The 15706-nt window shown below is 52.6% G+C and carries 17 protein-coding genes and 5 pseudogenes; 10 read left to right on the top strand and 12 right to left on the bottom strand.

Annotation, left to right across the window (positions count from 1 at the left end):
- Window positions 1-14: 14 nt before the first annotated feature.
- Both B4967_RS20710 and B4967_RS06095 read right to left on the bottom strand, forming a co-directional pair.
- Window positions 15-343, bottom strand: a pseudogene (locus B4967_RS20710) (methyl-accepting chemotaxis protein).
- Window positions 312-1286 (bottom strand): PAS domain-containing protein, encoded by a 975-nt coding sequence (locus tag B4967_RS06095; RefSeq protein ID WP_243470365.1) that lies wholly within the window; start codon window positions 1284-1286, stop codon window positions 312-314. Before B4967_RS06095 ends, B4967_RS20710 begins: the two are co-directional and overlap by 32 nt.
- Before the next feature lie 342 nt (window positions 1287-1628).
- Here B4967_RS06095 and B4967_RS18130 point away from each other — a divergent pair, with 342 nt between their 5' ends.
- From B4967_RS18130 to B4967_RS06070, 6 genes and pseudogenes are all read left to right on the top strand, one after another.
- Entirely contained in the window at window positions 1629-1967 is a 339-nt protein-coding gene (locus B4967_RS18130) for a hypothetical protein (protein WP_192859203.1), read from the top strand.
- Window positions 1873-2178 (top strand): GAF domain-containing protein, encoded by a 306-nt coding sequence (locus B4967_RS06090; RefSeq protein WP_083024211.1) that lies wholly within the window; start codon window positions 1873-1875, stop codon window positions 2176-2178. The genes B4967_RS18130 and B4967_RS06090 overlap by 95 nt, the downstream gene beginning before the upstream one ends.
- 7 nt (window positions 2179-2185) lie before the next feature.
- Window positions 2186-2521 (top strand): PAS domain-containing protein, encoded by a 336-nt coding sequence (locus B4967_RS21215; RefSeq protein WP_083024209.1) that lies wholly within the window; start codon window positions 2186-2188, stop codon window positions 2519-2521.
- Complete coding sequence (locus B4967_RS06080; RefSeq protein ID WP_161491477.1) at window positions 2500-3555, top strand: sensor domain-containing diguanylate cyclase; 1056 nt, start codon at window positions 2500-2502, stop codon at window positions 3553-3555. The genes B4967_RS21215 and B4967_RS06080 overlap by 22 nt, the downstream gene beginning before the upstream one ends.
- Before the next feature lie 132 nt (window positions 3556-3687).
- The gene (locus tag B4967_RS06075; protein WP_422821847.1) at window positions 3688-4692 is read left to right on the top strand and encodes a CNNM domain-containing protein; all 1005 of its coding nucleotides are present in this window, start codon (window positions 3688-3690) and stop codon (window positions 4690-4692) included.
- 102 nt (window positions 4693-4794) lie between these two features.
- A pseudogene (locus B4967_RS06070) lies at window positions 4795-5444 on the top strand (peroxiredoxin).
- A 59-nt stretch (window positions 5445-5503) separates the two neighbouring features.
- Here B4967_RS06070 and B4967_RS20705 read toward each other — a convergent pair.
- The 5 genes and pseudogenes from B4967_RS20705 to B4967_RS06055 form a co-directional block, all read right to left on the bottom strand.
- Window positions 5504-5707 (bottom strand): annotated as a pseudogene (locus tag B4967_RS20705) (methyl-accepting chemotaxis protein); the annotation flags it as partial.
- A 2-nt stretch (window positions 5708-5709) separates the two neighbouring features.
- Window positions 5710-5945 (bottom strand): annotated as a pseudogene (locus B4967_RS21210) (methyl-accepting chemotaxis protein); the annotation flags it as partial.
- A 147-nt stretch (window positions 5946-6092) separates the two neighbouring features.
- Window positions 6093-6773 (bottom strand): annotated as a pseudogene (locus tag B4967_RS21205) (PAS domain-containing protein); the annotation flags it as partial.
- A gap of 131 nt (window positions 6774-6904) precedes the next feature.
- Window positions 6905-7183: a zf-HC2 domain-containing protein gene (locus tag B4967_RS18905; protein WP_243470364.1), complete on the bottom strand. Its 279-nt coding sequence runs from the start codon at window positions 7181-7183 to the stop codon at window positions 6905-6907.
- Between the two features lie 45 nt (window positions 7184-7228).
- Window positions 7229-7798 carry a sigma-70 family RNA polymerase sigma factor gene (locus B4967_RS06055; protein WP_192859201.1) on the bottom strand — a complete coding sequence of 190 codons (570 nt, stop codon included), beginning with the start codon at window positions 7796-7798 and terminating at the stop codon, window positions 7229-7231.
- A 56-nt stretch (window positions 7799-7854) separates the two neighbouring features.
- On the opposite strand from B4967_RS06055, the gene B4967_RS06050 reads away from it, so the two are divergent.
- Window positions 7855-8631 carry a ZIP family metal transporter gene (locus tag B4967_RS06050; RefSeq protein WP_083024203.1) on the top strand — a complete coding sequence of 259 codons (777 nt, stop codon included), beginning with the start codon at window positions 7855-7857 and terminating at the stop codon, window positions 8629-8631.
- Window positions 8632-8633: 2 nt separating this feature from the next.
- Here the strand turns inward: B4967_RS06050 and B4967_RS06045 are convergent, their stop codons facing one another.
- The gene (locus B4967_RS06045; RefSeq protein ID WP_083024202.1) at window positions 8634-9647 is read right to left on the bottom strand and encodes an isocitrate dehydrogenase; all 1014 of its coding nucleotides are present in this window, start codon (window positions 9645-9647) and stop codon (window positions 8634-8636) included.
- A 530-nt stretch (window positions 9648-10177) separates the two neighbouring features.
- On the opposite strand from B4967_RS06045, the gene B4967_RS06040 reads away from it, so the two are divergent.
- The 3 genes from B4967_RS06040 to cfa all read left to right on the top strand — a co-directional run bounded on the left by B4967_RS06040 (window position 10178) and on the right by cfa (window position 13863).
- Window positions 10178-11668 (top strand): SulP family inorganic anion transporter, encoded by a 1491-nt coding sequence (locus B4967_RS06040; RefSeq protein ID WP_083024200.1) that lies wholly within the window; start codon window positions 10178-10180, stop codon window positions 11666-11668.
- A 19-nt stretch (window positions 11669-11687) separates the two neighbouring features.
- Entirely contained in the window at window positions 11688-12545 is an 858-nt protein-coding gene (locus tag B4967_RS06035; RefSeq protein ID WP_083024199.1) for a universal stress protein, read from the top strand.
- 157 nt (window positions 12546-12702) lie between these two features.
- The gene (gene cfa / locus B4967_RS06030; protein ID WP_083024197.1) at window positions 12703-13863 is read left to right on the top strand and encodes a cyclopropane fatty acyl phospholipid synthase; all 1161 of its coding nucleotides are present in this window, start codon (window positions 12703-12705) and stop codon (window positions 13861-13863) included.
- On the opposite strand, the gene B4967_RS20700 is transcribed toward cfa, so the two are convergent.
- The 4 genes from B4967_RS20700 to crcB (B4967_RS06015) are packed head-to-tail and all read right to left on the bottom strand — an operon-like array spanning window position 13856 to window position 15616.
- A complete protein-coding gene (locus B4967_RS20700; RefSeq protein ID WP_340638696.1) occupies window positions 13856-14254 on the bottom strand; it encodes a hypothetical protein in 399 nt (132 codons plus the stop codon). The two genes, cfa and B4967_RS20700, sit on opposite strands and share 8 nt — an antisense overlap.
- On the bottom strand, window positions 14229-14825 hold the full coding sequence (locus B4967_RS20695) for a hypothetical protein (RefSeq protein WP_340638695.1): 597 nt from the start codon (window positions 14823-14825) through the stop codon (window positions 14229-14231). Before B4967_RS20695 ends, B4967_RS20700 begins: the two co-directional genes overlap by 26 nt.
- A gap of 4 nt (window positions 14826-14829) precedes the next feature.
- The gene (gene crcB / locus B4967_RS06020; RefSeq protein WP_083024195.1) at window positions 14830-15225 is read right to left on the bottom strand and encodes a fluoride efflux transporter CrcB; all 396 of its coding nucleotides are present in this window, start codon (window positions 15223-15225) and stop codon (window positions 14830-14832) included.
- 13 nt (window positions 15226-15238) lie between these two features.
- On the bottom strand, window positions 15239-15616 hold the full coding sequence (gene crcB / locus B4967_RS06015; protein WP_083024193.1) for a fluoride efflux transporter CrcB: 378 nt from the start codon (window positions 15614-15616) through the stop codon (window positions 15239-15241).
- Between the last annotated feature and the right edge of the window lie 90 nt (window positions 15617-15706).

The raw sequence follows: 15706 nt of genomic DNA, 5'->3' as shown, positions 1-15706 counted from the left end.
GAAAATCGGTGCGGCTAGATATGCGTATCGGCCGCTAGCTGTTCGATGGAGCGCGCCACGCTGCGGGCGTCTTGCAGAATTTTATTCACGATGGCGTCAATTTCACTAACACTGGTTTGGCTGGCTTTACCCTGTTGAATGACCTGTTGCATGGCTTGGGTGGTGCGCTCCACTAGGCTGCTATTATCTTTTAGCACCTGCGTTATTTGAGCAACCGCCTCGGTGGAGCCCTTGGCGAGTTGGCGTACCTCGTTGGCGACTACTGCAAACCTCGGCCCTGTTCGCCTGCGCGGGCGGCTTCTACTGCGGCGTTAAGAGAAAGTAGATTGGTTTGGCTGGCAATCTTGGCGATAGATTCGGTAATCGCATTTATGCTTTGCGAACTGCTTGTGCAGCGCGTCGATCAGTTCTTGTGCTTTTGCTAGGGTTTGCGCTGCCTGCTCTGAGCCTTTCACCATTTCATCTAAGTGGTCCAGGCTATCTTTGGCGGTGCGTTCAATTTGTGAAGTGCTGCTTTGTGCTGAACTGATGGTGCCTGAGGTGGCGTTGGCTTTTTCTACTAAAGGGGTAATGTCGCTGGCGAACTTTACCACTTCTATCACAGTGCCACTGGCATCTTTCACAGGGTTGTAGGTGGCTTCCAGCCATACGGATTTGCCCTGTGCGTCTATCCTCTCAAAGCGGCCTTTATTGAATTCACCGATAGCAAGGTTTTGCCAGAAGTTAGGCTGTTGCCGGTAAAAGTTCGGGCGGCAGAACATTTGATGATGCTTGCCAATCAATTCGGCTTTTTGATACCCCATGACGCTTTCAAAATTCTGATTTACATCGAGAATATAGCCTTCCGGCGAGAACTCGATCACGGCCATGGAGCGGTGCAGCGCTTCTAGTAGCGCATCTTGGTGCTGGGCTTCCTGGTGGCTTTGGGTTACCTCGTTCGCTACTTTGAAAATTTCCGTCACTTTGCCGGTACGCGAGTAAATAGGCAGGTAGGTGGCTTCTAGCCAAACTTCTTCACCGTTCTCTTTAAAGCGTCGAAATCGTCCGTGGTGGCTTTCGCCAGAGGCCAACGACTGCCAAAACTGTTGGTACTCGGGGCGTTGTGCTTCAGCGGCATCGCAGAAGATACGGTGATGCTGCCCTTGGATATCCTCCAGGCGGCACCCCATCACTTTTAAAAATGCTTGGCTGGCATGTTTGATAACCCCTTGAGGTGTAAAGAAAATACAAGCTGTGTGGTTAAGTAGCGCACTATAAAGAGGCGAGTTAAGAAGATTGATATACATTTTTGCCTTCTCTGTCTTTAGTCAGGTCAGAAGAGGATCAGGCACAAGGGGTAGGTACCTAAGGGTTAATATGGCATGGTTTTTTTATATTGGTAATTTTTATTACCTCTAATAGTAATTTTTTATTATTTTTTATTGTGTTTCAGTGTGGATGCGTTTCATAACATTGTTATAGCGAATAAAGTGTGAGCAGAATTTAAATTTAATTTTGTAAGTAATTGATAATAATGAGGCCTTTCGGGCGGCGTTTCATCAATCTTGACAGGTAGGTGTTAAATGTCCGATAAAGAATAGCTAATTTTTTAGGGGGATTCTTGTTCAGCGTTGTAAAGGCACAATGTCATGTTAAACAAGCAATGGCACTCTGTTAGTGAACGTAAAGCTGCGACTTCGGTTGACACGGAAACGTTGGATAGCTTGATTGCATCCGTGGCTATTTATTTTGATTTCCCCATAGCGTTAATTTCGATTGCTGCTCAAAAACAATGGTTTATTGCCAAATCTGGACTTAATGTAGATTTTGCTGCGTTAGAGGGTGCCTTCTGCCGCCATGTGCTAGCGCTTCGTGCGCCCCTCGTGATTGAAGATGCAAGCCCTTCATCCAGATTTTTGCGACCACCCATTGGTACTTGCAGAGCCATGCATTCGCTTTTATGCAGGCGTGCCGCTGATGGTGGATGAAAGAGAGGTGGGTGCTATTTGTTTAATTGACGATAAGCCCAACACGCTTTCTTCCAAAGACCTACGTTTCTTGGAGTCGCTTAGCTATTTTATAAGTCACTATGTGCATCTTGCTGATAAACAAAAATGTTTTATAAGCGAAAGTGATTTATCTATGATCATCGAGCCTGCTGATGATGTAGGAATTTGGGGCTGGAAAATTTCCCACTGACCGCAATGTGTTCAATCAGCGTTGGTGTGATCTGTTGGGCTTGGCGTTGAATGAGGTAGAAAATTTCTCCAATTTCTGGAAAAGTTTGGTTCATTCCGACGACTTTACACGGCTTAATAACGCGATTCGGAGCCATTTAGCCAACGATGGTTCAGCACTCAACGTGGATTATCGGATGCGCCATGGGGATGGCCGCTGGATATGGGTAAACACTTATGGTCGCGTAGTCGCCTATAATATTGCCGGTCGCCCTTTGCGTTTGTCATGTATCACCCGTGATATCCTGAAAAGAAAAACGCTGAGCTACGTGAGCGTAAGCAGGTGCAGTTGCTTAACTTTATGAATCGAGCGCAGAGTGTCTTCCTTCATGAGAAGAATATCCGTCATTCCTGCGAGCTGATTTTTGATGAAATTTTGTCGCTTGCTGAAAGCCAGTTTGGGCTGATTGGCCAAATAATGGTACAGGGAGAAGACTCTAAGGCACTGTTTATACATGCACTTTCCAACATTAGTTGGAGTGAAGAAGCCAACGAACTGTATCGTGCCTACCAGCGGGGTGAGCTGTTTTTTAATGATCTAAATAATTTGTTTGGCCATGTGGTGACCAGCGGTAACGTGTTGATTGCTAATCGCCCTCACTATGCCTCACGTGGCACGCCATCAGGGCACCCGCCCTTACTGCGCTTTTTAGGGCTGCCTATTAAGATTGGTAATGAAACCGTTGGTATGATTGGTTTGGCCAACAAAGCAGAAGATTATACTGAGGAAGATGCCCTATTTCTGCAGCCGTTATTAGATACGTTGGGGGCACTTTTTTATGCATTTGAAGTTGAGAAATCTCGCTATTCAGCTGAGCAAAAATTGCGTTACTTAGCTGAAACTGATGTGCTAACCGGGCTGCCTAACCGTAGAGCTTTTATAGAGCGTGTATCTGGGTTTTATTCTCAAAAAGCATCATATTTTACTATTGCTATCATTGATATTGACTATTTTAAGTTGGTTAATGATCAGTATGGTCATCAGGCGGGCGATGAAGTGCTTAAGGAGGTTGCCTTTCGTTTAAGTGCTTTTTTAAACTCAGGAGATTTAGTAGCAAGAATGGGAGGAGAGGAGTTTGGTGTCTGTTTATATGATACAGAGGGTGCCTCCATACTTGAGGTGTTGCGTGAGTCGATTGCCGCAGAGCCGATTGCGACTAGTGAAGGAGAGGTCAATGTCACGGTAAGTATTGGTGCGTGCCAAGTTAGCTCGCAGAGGAGCGCTGATCGCTGGGAAGATGATCTGCGATATGCTGATCTGGCGCTTTACCGCGCAAAGAAAGAGGGGCGTAACCGAGTCAGGTGGCACATGCCGAGTATGGCTACAAATTTCACATAGGTTAGCTAGCGAAAGGGCAGGTGGTTCGCCTAGGCTAATGATTGACACCTCTTTGTTGAATCTCTATAACGCTATTTCACCCACTACCTAGATCTTCCATGTTCCTCCTCATCACGATTTCCCACCTTTTCAATCGCGTTCTCCTTTCTGTGTTCTATTCTTGAGGCAGCGCTGCTGTCGATTACGCCGAGCTATATTGCCAAGCAAAAAGAAGACAATCCCAAACTTCACACCGCGCTGACCAAACTGAAAACCAATATCGATCGGCCGCTTGCCGCGATTCTGACGCTCAATACGATTGCCCATACGGTCGGGGCAACGGCGGTGGGCGCTCAGGCAGCGGTCGTGTTTGGTGAGTCATCTATTGCGATTGTCTCTGCCGTGATGACCATGCTGATTCTGATTCTGTCAGAGATCATCCCCAAGACGATCGGTGCTACCTACTGGCGTGGCCTAGCGCCGCTGTTGCCGAAGCTGCTCAACCCGATGATTATGGGTCTGCTGCCGTTTATTTGGATGTCGGAGCAGATTACCCGCCGCTTAGGTAAGTCAGAGCATGACGTGGATCTGCGCGATGATATCAAAGTGCTGGCGCGGGTTGGCCTGGAAGAGCAAGTGTTGGACGCCGATGAGTCGCGCACCATCATCAACATGCTCAACCTGCACGACATTGCGGTGAATAAGGCCATGACGCCTCGCACCGTGTGTGAGACCGTGCCACCGAACATGACCGTTAGCGAATTTGACGAGCAGTACGGTAAAGCGCCGTTTTCTCGCTTCCCGGTGATGGATAACGGCGAACAGGCATTTGGCTACGTACACAAGGCGGATATGTACCACGCCGACGACACCAAAACGATGCGTGAGCTGATGCACCCCATTGGTAGCGTCGAGGTGTCCAATAATGTGGAGCAGGTATTTACCTCCATGTTGAAAGATCACCTGCACATGCGGGTGGTTTACGATGAGCATGGCACTTTTGTAGGGCTAATCACGCTGGAAGATATTATTGAGACCATTCTCGGCCAAGATATCGTCGATGAAACCGACAGCGTGGCGAACCTGCGCCACTACGCGAAACAGCGTTGGGTCAAACGCATTAAACGCGAAGATAAGAATGTGAAACCGGCAGAGTGAACGCTGCCATAACCTCATTGTCTTAGCGTGAAACGTTCTATAGTGAAGGCGTTGAAAGTCATATAAGGTATGAGAGCCACTTCACTTTAACGAGGAGCAACGATGTCATTACGTATCAATGCAGTCGTGCCTGACTTTGAAGCAGAAACCAGCCAAGGGCCGATTCGTTTTCACGATTGGATCGGCGATAGCTGGGCGATTCTCTTCTCGCACCCCAAAGACTTCACACCGGTGTGCACCACTGAGTTTGGCGCAGTAGCGAAACTGAGTGCCGAATGGGAAAAGCGCGGCACTAAGGTAATTGGTGTTTCTGTTGACGGCGTGGAAGACCACAAGCGCTGGGCAGGCGATATCGAAACCGCGAGCGGCAGCAGCGTGGGTTTCCCCATCATTGCTGATGAAGGCCTCAAAGTCTCCAAGCTGTTCGATATGCTGCCGGAAGATGCCTACCTGGCCGATGGCCGCCGCCAGCGGACAGCGCCACCGTGCGTTCGGTCTTCATCATCGGCCCGGATAAGCAGCTAAAGCTCTCCATGACCTACCCGATGACCGTAGGCCGTAACTTTGCCGAAATTTTGCGTGCGCTGGATGCGCTGCAAACCACGGCAAAGCATGGCATTGCCACCCCGGCGGATTGGACGGTCGGCCAGGATGTCATCATTCCGCCCAGCGTCTCAGACGAGGACGCCAAGCAGAAATTTGGTGAATTTGACGCTGTGCTGCCTTCCCTGCGCAAGACCAAGCTGCGTTAATCGCGGGAAAAGCAGTCGATTGGAAGCCCCGCCAGTGCCACTGTCGGGGCTTTTTTATGTTAGGCGGGTTCTAGCGTTAGGCGTTCGATAGAGTGGGAGACACTTTGAGCCCCCTGAAGTATCTCATTCACAATCGACTCGATTTCTTGCACGCTAGTTTGGCTGGTATGGCCTTGTTCAACTACCCGCTGCATCGCCTCGGTGGTGCGTAGCACTAGCGCGCTATTCTCTTTGAGTACCCGGGTAATTTCATTGACGGCTTCGCTAGAGCCTCGTGCTAGCTGGCGTACTTCGTTGGCCACTACGGCAAAGCCGCGCCCCGTGCTCGCCCGCTCTAGCCGCTTCAACAGCTGCGTTTAGAGAGAGCAGATTGGTTTGGCTGGCAATTTGGGCGATGGTATTCGCCGTTTTATTGATCTGCTCTGCTTGATTGTTCAATGCGCTGATCAGTTCCTGGGCATTTCCTAACGTATCGCTGGCATGTTGAAAGTGCGAAATCACTTTGTGTAAGTGTTCTAAGCCTTCTTGGGCGATGCGCTCCGTTTGATTAGAGGATGTGCGAGCACTGCTTACCGTTGCCTTGGCGGCTTCGCTAGCGGCAATCGCGCGGGTGATATCGGTAGCGAATTTCACCACTTTTACTACCTTGCCCTCGTTATCCACGATAGGGTTATAAGTAGCTTCTAGCCATACAACGCGGCCTTGAGCATTCAGGCGCATAAACTTGCCCTGTTTAAACTCACCATTAGCCAGTTGCTTCCAAAAGTTAGGTTGTTGCTGATATAACTCTGTAGCGCAAAACATGCGGTGGTGCTCGCCGCGTATCTTATGAAGCGGGTAGCCCCTGGCCTGCTCAAAATTCTTATTAGCGTTTAAAATGTGGCCATCGGGAGTGAATTCGATTACTGTCATGGAGTTTTTCAGCGCCTGCAAAATCGCTCGTTCACGGGACGCTTTTTGGTGTTTTTCAGTGACATCACTGGCCACTTTGAATACCTGTATGACTTTGCCGCGCCGGTTTTTAATCGGCACATAGGTTGCTTCTAGCCACACTTCTTCACCATGCGCATTGAGGCGTCTAAAGTGTCCTTTTTGACTCTCGCCAGCGGCCAAAGCTTGCCAAAAATTGCTGTATTCGCTGCTGCGAGTCTCTTCAATAAAACAGAATAGCCGATGATGCTGCCCTTTCACTTGCTCAAGCGTATAGCCAACCGTTTCGAGAAACAGCGGGCTGGCATCCCGAATGATGCCTTCAGGTGAAAAGTAGATACAGGCAGTGTGCTCGTGAAGCGCACTACGTAAGTCTCCAGAGGCAAAGGGGCTTAACATGATGGCAAGGTCTCAAGTGCAGCGCTGTAAATGCGCTTAGAATAGACCAGTTTTTTATAAAAAACACTGTTCTGTATCGCTATGGCACAAAATGTAACAACGGTAACTCTATGTACTTGTTTTTATTAAAGTTAAATTTTATAGGCTTGTAAAAAGAGTTTTTGTAGATAAGAACCCTGATTACATAGTCCAGATATACAGGCTTCCCCGGGCATGGCGGTATGCCAAAAAGCGTTATGTATCATGCTGCTTGTCTTCACGGTGAGTGGGAGTGGCAGGATGGTGGTCACCCACATGATGCGGAGGGTAAACTGACGCGCGCATGCGCGGCAGGCACTGCAGATAGACAGATGAAAGCGCAGTGCGGTGCGCTCTTTGAAGGTAAGTGCTCTATCAAGCTTGAGCGACATCAAGCGTGTCGCTTCCCGGCACATTAGCATGTGCATCTCCTCCTGCTAACGAACCCAACCGTTGTCTAAGCACTCTCTTAGGCGCAGCCGTGCTCTGTGTAAAATAACCCAGCAGTTAGTTTCAGAGACGCCGGTTTCCTTACAAATCTCCTCGGTTGATAGCCCAATAAGTTCGCGCAGGCTAAAGATACGAGCAATATTATCGGGTAGTGCGAGCATGCAGGCGTCAAACACCTGCCAAAAGTGCTGATTTTCCAATACATGTTCTGGCTTCCCCCAGTCGTTGGGGCGAGCGTTGGGTTGCCAATGCCCATTGGCTTCAAACAGGCGGTCTAGGGTATCGTCGTCTAGGTCGTCATCTAGCGGCTGCCAGCGCCCCTGTTTTTTCTGGTGGCGTAACTGATCTAGAATCTTGAATTTCAAGATGCCAAATACCCAGGTTTCAAACTCTGAGCGGCCTTCAAACGTCGTGCTTTTTTCAAAGGCGGTCAGTCCAGTTTCTTGAACGGCATCTTCGGCGGCGGCTGAGTCCCTTAGCTGTAAGCGCGCAAAGGCAAGTAGGCGAGGGCGCATGTAGCTGAAATGCGTGGCGGCCAGTGAAGCGGTGATGGTCACAGTGTCCCCTTTTCGTTGCTGGTTCCTGCTCATCGCACATCGAGTTTACGATATTCATGGAAAATACGCTGTTATTAGGATTTTTAGGCAGCTTGGTGGCTGGGCTATTGACCGCCGTGGGGGCGTTGCCCGTGCTGCTGGGCAAAACGCCAAGTCGGGGGTTTCGTGATTTAGCGCTGGGCTTTGCGGCCGGGGTGATGCTGGCGGCTTCGTTTTTTTCCCTGATCATTCCTGCCCTGGAGGCCGCAGAAATCTATTACGCCGGCGGGCCGGTGCCCGCAGCGCTGGTATGCACTGCGATTTTGCTCGGCATGGGGGCCATTGCGCTGCTCAACGAAGGTTTGCCGCACGAACACTTCCAGCAGGGGAGAGAGGGGCCGGAAGCCGCTTCGCTGCGTCGGGTATGGCTGTTTGTGTTTGCCATTGCAATTCACAACCTGCCGGAAGGCTTGGCGGTCGGCGTTGGCTTTGGTGCCAATGGCTTAGAGGGCGGAATGCCGCTGGCAATTGGGATTGGCTTGCAGAATATGCCGGAAGGGTTAGCGGTAGCCGGGGCGCTGATGGGGGAAAGCTACTCCAAGTGGCGCTCCTGGTCGCTTGCGGCGCTGACCGGGCTCATTGAGCCGATTGGCGGGCTGTTTGGCGCCAGCGTCGTCACCGTTTCTCAAGTGCTGTTGCCCTGGGGCCCGGCAGTTGCCGCAGGTGCCATGCTCTACGTGATTAGCCACGAAATCATTCCCGAAACCCATCGCTGCGGCCACCAGAAGAAAGCGACGTTTGGCCTGGCGATGGGCTTGGTGATCATGCTGTTTCTCGATGTATGGCTGGGCTAGGCTCAGCCTTTTAGGTGCTCCACCAGCGCCTGGGCGAAGGTATCGGTGGTGCCGGTGCCACCCATGTCGGGTGTGACCATATCGCGGCGTTTTTCCAGCACGGCGCGAATCCCTTGGCGAATTGCGTCACCCTTGGCGGTCATGCCGAGGTGGTCGAGCATCTGGGCGGCGGCAAGCAGCAGGGCGCAGGGATTGGCGATTTTCTTGCCTGCAATGTCGGGTGCCGAGCCGTGTACCGCTTCGAAAATCGCCGCTTTTTCACCGATGTTCGCCACTGGGGCTAAGCCCAAACCGCCCACGAGGCCCGCGCACAGGTCGGAGAGGATATCGCCGAACAGGTTAGTGGTGACGACCACATCGAATTGGTGAGGGTTCATAACCAGCTGCATACCGGCGTTATCCACGATCATCTCTTGGAATTCGATCTCGGGATACTCGCTGGCCACTTCACGGGCAACGTCTAAAAACAGGCCGGAGCTGGTCTTGATGATGTTGGCTTTGTGAACGGCGGTGACCTTCTTGCGACCCTTCTGTTTGGCTAGCTCAAAGGCGTAACGCACGATGCGCTCGGAGCCTTTGCGGGTCACTTTGATCACCGAGATGCCGGTATTGCCGTCGTCGAGCATCTCTTGGCCATCGGAGAGGTAAGCCCCTTCGGTGTTTTCCCGCACGGTGATCATGTCGATATCATCGTAGCGGGAGCTGGTGCCCGGAAAGCTGATGGCGGGGCGCACGTTGGCATAGAGGTCAAAATGGCGGCGTAACTGCACGTTGATGGATGAAAAGCCCTTACCAATCGGCGTGGTGAGCGGGCCTTTCAGGGCAATGCCGTGCTTTTCAATGGCATCCAACGAGGCTTGTGGAATCAGCGTGCCGTGCTTTTCAAGCGCTACCAGACCTGCGTCGATAAACTCGTAGTTCAGCCCGCACTGAAGGGCTTCTAATACTTGCAGGGTGGCGTCCATTATCTCAGGGCCGATGCCATCGCCTTTAATCACTGCGACTGTCTGGCTCATGTGCGGTTCCTCTCGTTGGTAGGGTAGAAAGTGGCGAGGAAAGGGCGGTGGGGCCGCCGTTTGAGTGCCATGGTAAGCCAAGCTTAGAGGGAAGGTCATCGTCTAAACGTCTAGGGTGGCGGGTGCGAATTGGCCTGTTTGCTGGTAGAATGCCGCGCTCAGACGACCAAGGCACTTGGGATCAAGATACTTAGGATCAAGTCACTTAGCGGCCACCCCTTCGTCTGAAAAACGATAATAGAACAGCGAGGTTTATTTGTAATGAACAATGCAATGGCAGCGCTTGCTCTGCCCACCCCAGGGCTGATGACTCCGCCCTAGGTTTCCCCTCCTTTATTTAGCGCCATAACGCTCTTCGCGTTATATCGGTGCTATGGCACCCCGTTGCCGCTATTTGGCTATCGGCGCGTTTGCGTCTTCGATTGGTAGCATTCAGCCGACAATCTATTACTAACGTGCGCTCTTGTGCTGCCTTTGTGTGCGGCTGCGGCGCGCAATGTCTTTAACCCCCTAACCATTGGACTCCCTGAATGGCACTTTTCATTAAGCATGAGTGGTTCTCTAACATTAAGGGCGACACGCTCTCAGGTATTGTCGTCGCGCTGGCGCTAATTCCTGACGCGATCGCCTTTTCAATTATCGCGGGCGTGGACCCGAAAGTGGGGCTTTACGCCTCGTTCTGTATCGCGGTGATTATCGCCTTTACCGGTGGCCGCGCAGGTATGATCTCTGCGGCCACAGGGGCGATGGCGCTGCTGATGGTGACACTGGTGAAAGAGCATGGCCTGGAGTACTTGCTGGCCGCCACGTTGCTGACCGGCGTGCTGCAAATTATCGCGGGCTACCTGCGGCTGGCGGAGCTGATGCGCTTTGTCTCCCGCTCGGTAGTCACCGGGTTTGTGAATGCGCTGGCGATCCTGATTTTTATGGCGCAACTGCCGGAGCTCACTAACGTGACGTGGCATGTGTATGCCATGACACTGGCCGGCCTGGGAATTATCTACCTGTTCCCTTATTTGCCGAAGATTGGCAAGTCGGTTCCTTCTCCGCTGGTGTGCATCGTGGTGCTGACCGTGGTGTATATGGTGAGCGGTATGGATATTCGCACCGTGGGAGATATGGGCGAGCTGCCGGATACGCTGCCGGTTTTCCTATGGCCGAACGTGCCGTTAAATCTTGAAACCCTGACGATTATTTTTCCCTACGCCGTGATGCTGGCAGTGGTGGGCCTGCTTGAGTCGATGATGACCGCCACGATTGTGGATGATCTTACTGATACACCCAGCGATAAAAACCGCGAGTGTAAAGGCCAAGGGGTGGCTAATATTGGCGCTGGTTTAATGGGCGGTATGGCTGGTTGCGCGATGATTGGCCAGTCGGTGATCAACATTAAATCGGGTGGCCGGACGCGTTTATCGACGCTGATTGCGGGCGTGGTGCTGCTGCTGATGGTGGTGTTCTTGTCAGACTGGGTATCGCAAATTCCCATGGCGGAGCTGGTCGCGGTGATGATTATGGTCTCGATTGGTACCTTTAGCTGGGAGTCCATTCGCGATCTGAAAAAGCATCCGATGAGCACCAATATCGTCATGCTGGCGACTGTCGCGGTGACCGTCGGTACCAATAACTTAGCGATGGGGGTTTTTGTCGGCGTGCTGCTGGCGGCGTTGTTCTTCGCCAATAAAGTTAGCTACATCATGTACGTCGGCTCAAAAGAAATAAAGGCCGGTAAAGAGCGCGAATACCAAGTGGTTGGACAGGTGTTTTTTGCCTCGTCTGAGCGCTTTATGGCCGCGTTTGATTTCAAAGAGAGCATCGATAAGGTGATCATTAACCTATCGAAGGCGCACTTCTGGGATGTGACCGCCGTTCAGGCGCTTGACCGCGCGGTGATTAAATTGCGCCGCGAAGGCACCGAGGGTGAACTGGTAGGCCTAAATGAAGCAAGCGCCACCGTGGTGGACCGCTACGCCGTTCATAACGACCCGGAAGCCGTTGAAAAACTGATGGGCGGCCACTAAGCCAGGCAAGGAGAGCACCATGACAGAACACGTACTCGCCGCCATTGACGGCTCCCAATTTGCCGAAGGCGTTTGTGATTACGCCGCCTGGGCAAGCCTGGCTCTTGATGCACCTTTGAGCTTTGTGCACGTAGTGGATAACCACTCCGGGGCACCCGAAGAGCAAAATTTATCCGGCAGCCTGCGCTTTGGCGCTCGCGAAAAGCTGATGGAAGAACTCTCAGCGCTTGATGAGCAGCGTGCCAGGGTAAATCGTGAGCAAGGCAAGCTGATGCTCAAAGCGGCCAAGGCCAGGGCGGTGGAAGATGGGGTAAGTAGCCCCACGACCCGCCAGTTAAACGGCACGCTAGTGGAAACACTGGTAGAGCTGGAAAAAGACGTGCGCCTGCTAGTGGTAGGCAAGCGCGGCGAAACCGCCCACCAGGCAAGTGGGCACCTGGGCGCTAACCTAGAGCAGGTGGTGCGCGAAATGCACCGCCCGATTTTGATGGTGCCGAAAGCCTTTCAGCGGCCGGAAAAGGTGCTGATTGCCTTTGATGGCAGCCAAACCGCCCGCAAAGGGGTGGAGATGCTGGCCCGCTCGCCGCTATTTGCGGGAGCAACCTGCCATGTGCTGATTGTAGGAGCAGAGACAGCCGAGCACCGCAGTGAGCTGGCGTGGGCGCTAAACACTTTGCGTGAAGCAGGGCATCACGCAGAAGGCGCGATTCGTGCGGGTGAAGTGGATGACGCTTTGCAAGCCTACGAGCAGGAAAACGGTATTGATCTACTGGTGATGGGGGCCTACGGGCACTCGCGCATTCGTCATTTGCTAGTAGGCAGTACCACCACGGCCATGCTGCGAAGCAGCCGGATACCTGTGTTAATACTGCGTTAACCGCTTATTAAAAGCGCTTAAGCCGGGCTGCTCGTAAGAGCAGCCCGGCTTTTTTGTGGGAAGGTGTTAATGCTGCAGTGCAATAATGTGCTATTCGATACTATGCTGTTAGGCAGGTTGTTACCTATCCACTCTCTGGAATAGCGAGGAGCCTGCCGTGAACATGCCAACGTTGGAAAAATCGCCTATTGGCTTTGATGCAACCTCACCCTCTCACCGTTTTATTGCCGAGCTATTGCGCGAGGCTGACATTCAACTGGATGGGAGCCGCCCTTGGGATATACAGCTGTACGCACCCGGCGTTATCGATGGCGCTCTTTCGCGAGGTAATCTGGGACTTGGCGAAAGCTACATGCGAGGGGAGTGGGATGCCATACGGCTAGATGAGCTGTTTTACCGCATCATGCGTGCCCAGCTTGGCCAACGCATTAAGCCCACCCAGCTGATCTACCACTCGCTACGTTCACGCCTGCTCAACCGCCAAACAGCGAAGCGTGCGTGGGAAGTGGGTGAAAAGCACTACAATCTCGGCAACGACTTTTATGCCGCGATGCTCGACCAGCGGATGACCTACACCTGTGGCTACTGGAAACATGTCCAAACGCTGGATGAAGCCCAGGAAGCCAAGCTTGACCTTATTTGTCGTAAGCTCCAGCTAAAACCAGGGATGCGTGTTCTGGATATCGGCTGCGGCTGGGGCAGTTTTATGGGCTACGCTGCCGAGCATTATGGGGTGGAGTGTGTGGGCTTGACCATTTCTAAGGAGCAGGCCGAATTCGGGCAGCGGCTGCTAAGAAAGGGCTTACCGATAGAGTTTCGCCTGCAGGATTATCGTGATGAAAGCGAGACGTTTGACCGCGTGGTGAGTATCGGTATGTTTGAGCACGTAGGTCATAAAAATTATCGCGAGTATATGAGTGCTGTCCACCGCTGCTTAAAAGATGATGGGCTATTTTTGCTGCATACCATTGGTAAAAACTTAAGCAATACCGTGACCGACCCTTGGATTGATAAGTATATTTTTCCCAATGGTGAGTTGCCTACCTTAGGGCAAATCACAGACGCCGCCGAAGCACTGTTTGTTATTGAAGATCTACATAACTTCGGGGCTGACTATGATCGCACCTTAATGGCTTGGCACCATAATTTAGATACCCACTGGCCGCGATTTAAAGAGCAGTTTGGCGAGCATTTTTACCGCATGTGGCGCTACTATCTGCTGCTTTGTGCAGGAGCTTTCCGCGCCAGGGAAATTCATCTCTGGCAACTGGTGATGAGCAAACAGGGGGTGCTTGGCGGATATTCCCGTGTTAGCTAACCACTCGCTCCGGCAGCAGTTTGCCTGGCACCCAGCGGATAAAGGCCACCATGCCAAATAGCTCGACTAGTGATTGGCAAACAATCACGACTACGGCAGCCTGCCACCCGCTGGGCAGCGTTAGGGCAATGGGCAGCATGACAAAGGAGTTACGCGTACCAAAGCTAAATGCCAGCGTCCGGGCACTAGCGGGCGGTAATTTAAACAGCCCGCCGAGCACCCTGCCCAACAGCCCTGCGACGATGAGAAAGCCCACAAAAATGAGCACTGCCTGCCATAGCAGCTGGCGTAGCGCTAGCACCTGCGTGACCTGAGTCGCCGCAATAATCAACACGACGACAGCCAGTAGCGGTACCGGCATCAGGCTAAGTGCGTGGGTGGTAAGTTCCACCGCCACATACCTGTGTGCCGCATGTTCTGTGAGCCAAGCGAGTAGCAGAGGCAGGGCGATAATCCCCAAAAAGGCGCTCAATAGCGCGGGCGATAGCGTTAAGTGAAGCCACTCGCTGCCTAAAAACAGCCACAGGTAGACCGGTAATGCGATCATCTGCACCAACAGCAGAAGTGGCGTGGCGGCAATGGCCAAGGGCCGCATCGCCTTTGCCTAAGTGGGTAAAGGTAATAAACCAGTCGGTGCAGGGCATTAACAGCACCAATAAGATACCCGCTAGTACTGGCGGCGGCAGGGGCAGCCACACCACCAACAATCCCAGCAGTGCAGGAAGAACGATAAAGTTGCCCATTAATAGCGCCGCCATAAAGCGCGTATCTTGGAGACTTTGCTTTATCTGCAGTAGCGGGATTTGGGTGAAAGTGGCGTAGAGCAGTAAACCGAGCAGCGGCCATAGCGCCTGCTCAAGCGCTGCCACTTGTTCCGGGGCCAGTAGGCCCAGGCAAAGCCCGAGCACGATAAAAGCCAGATAAATCCAGGACTGCTGCTGTTCAAGCTGTTCGCGTATCAAGAGATTAGGCCGCTGGTTGGTTGAAAAAGGCCAAATGCTCGCCCATCCAGGCGGCGAATACACAGAGGGGCAGGCTGCCTATACCGTACAGCAGCGCCAGCCCCATACTGCCCGGCTGTGCCAAGTGCAGCGTTTCCAGGCTGAAGAGCGAAAAGGTAGTGAAGCCGCCGCAAAACCCTGCCACTAACAGCGGCTGCTGGCGCGCCAGTTTGCCATGTGGCGCGCGTGAAGCTGTCGCGGCTAACCAGCCGATGAGGCAGGAGCCCAGCACGTTTACCAATAGCGTTCCCCAGGGGAAGTGGCTACCCAGCATGGCCATTGAAGCCAGCGAAACGCTATAGCGAAGAGCGCTTCCCATAGCGCTGCCAAGGCCGACGGCTAGATAGGCGTTGATACTCATCAAGGACTCCTTGCTAACCCTGGGCCAACCACCAGCCTAGCGCTGCCATGGCGATGCCTAATAGTAACTGAGCTACCATATGGAGCGCGGCGCGATTTGTCTGGCCGCTCTGCCACAGCTCAAGGGTCTGCAAGCTAAACGACGACACCGTGGTATAGCCGCCTAACAGGCCTGCTACCGCAAATAGCCAAAGGGACTGCGTATTAGCCACGCCGTAAACGCCTAGTAGCCAACCTGCTAATAGCGCTCCGCTAGCATTGACGCAGAGTGTTCCCCAGGGGAAGGCTTTACCCAGCGCATGAGCCATCGCGTTGGAAATGGCAAAGCGCCCGATACCCCCCAGTGCGCCACCCAGTGCTACGAGTAATACGCTGGTGATGCCATGTCCCATGCTGCTCCTCGCCCTATGATGAATCTATTGATAGGCGGCTAATTGTAGCATCTGTATTCATCAAGGTCGGAGCGCCTAAAAACGTGCCGC

This window comes from Vreelandella lionensis, from assembly GCF_002087295.1.
Lineage (GTDB): Bacteria > Pseudomonadota > Gammaproteobacteria > Pseudomonadales > Halomonadaceae > Vreelandella > Vreelandella lionensis.
This window is presented reverse-complemented; position numbering and strand designations above follow the sequence as displayed.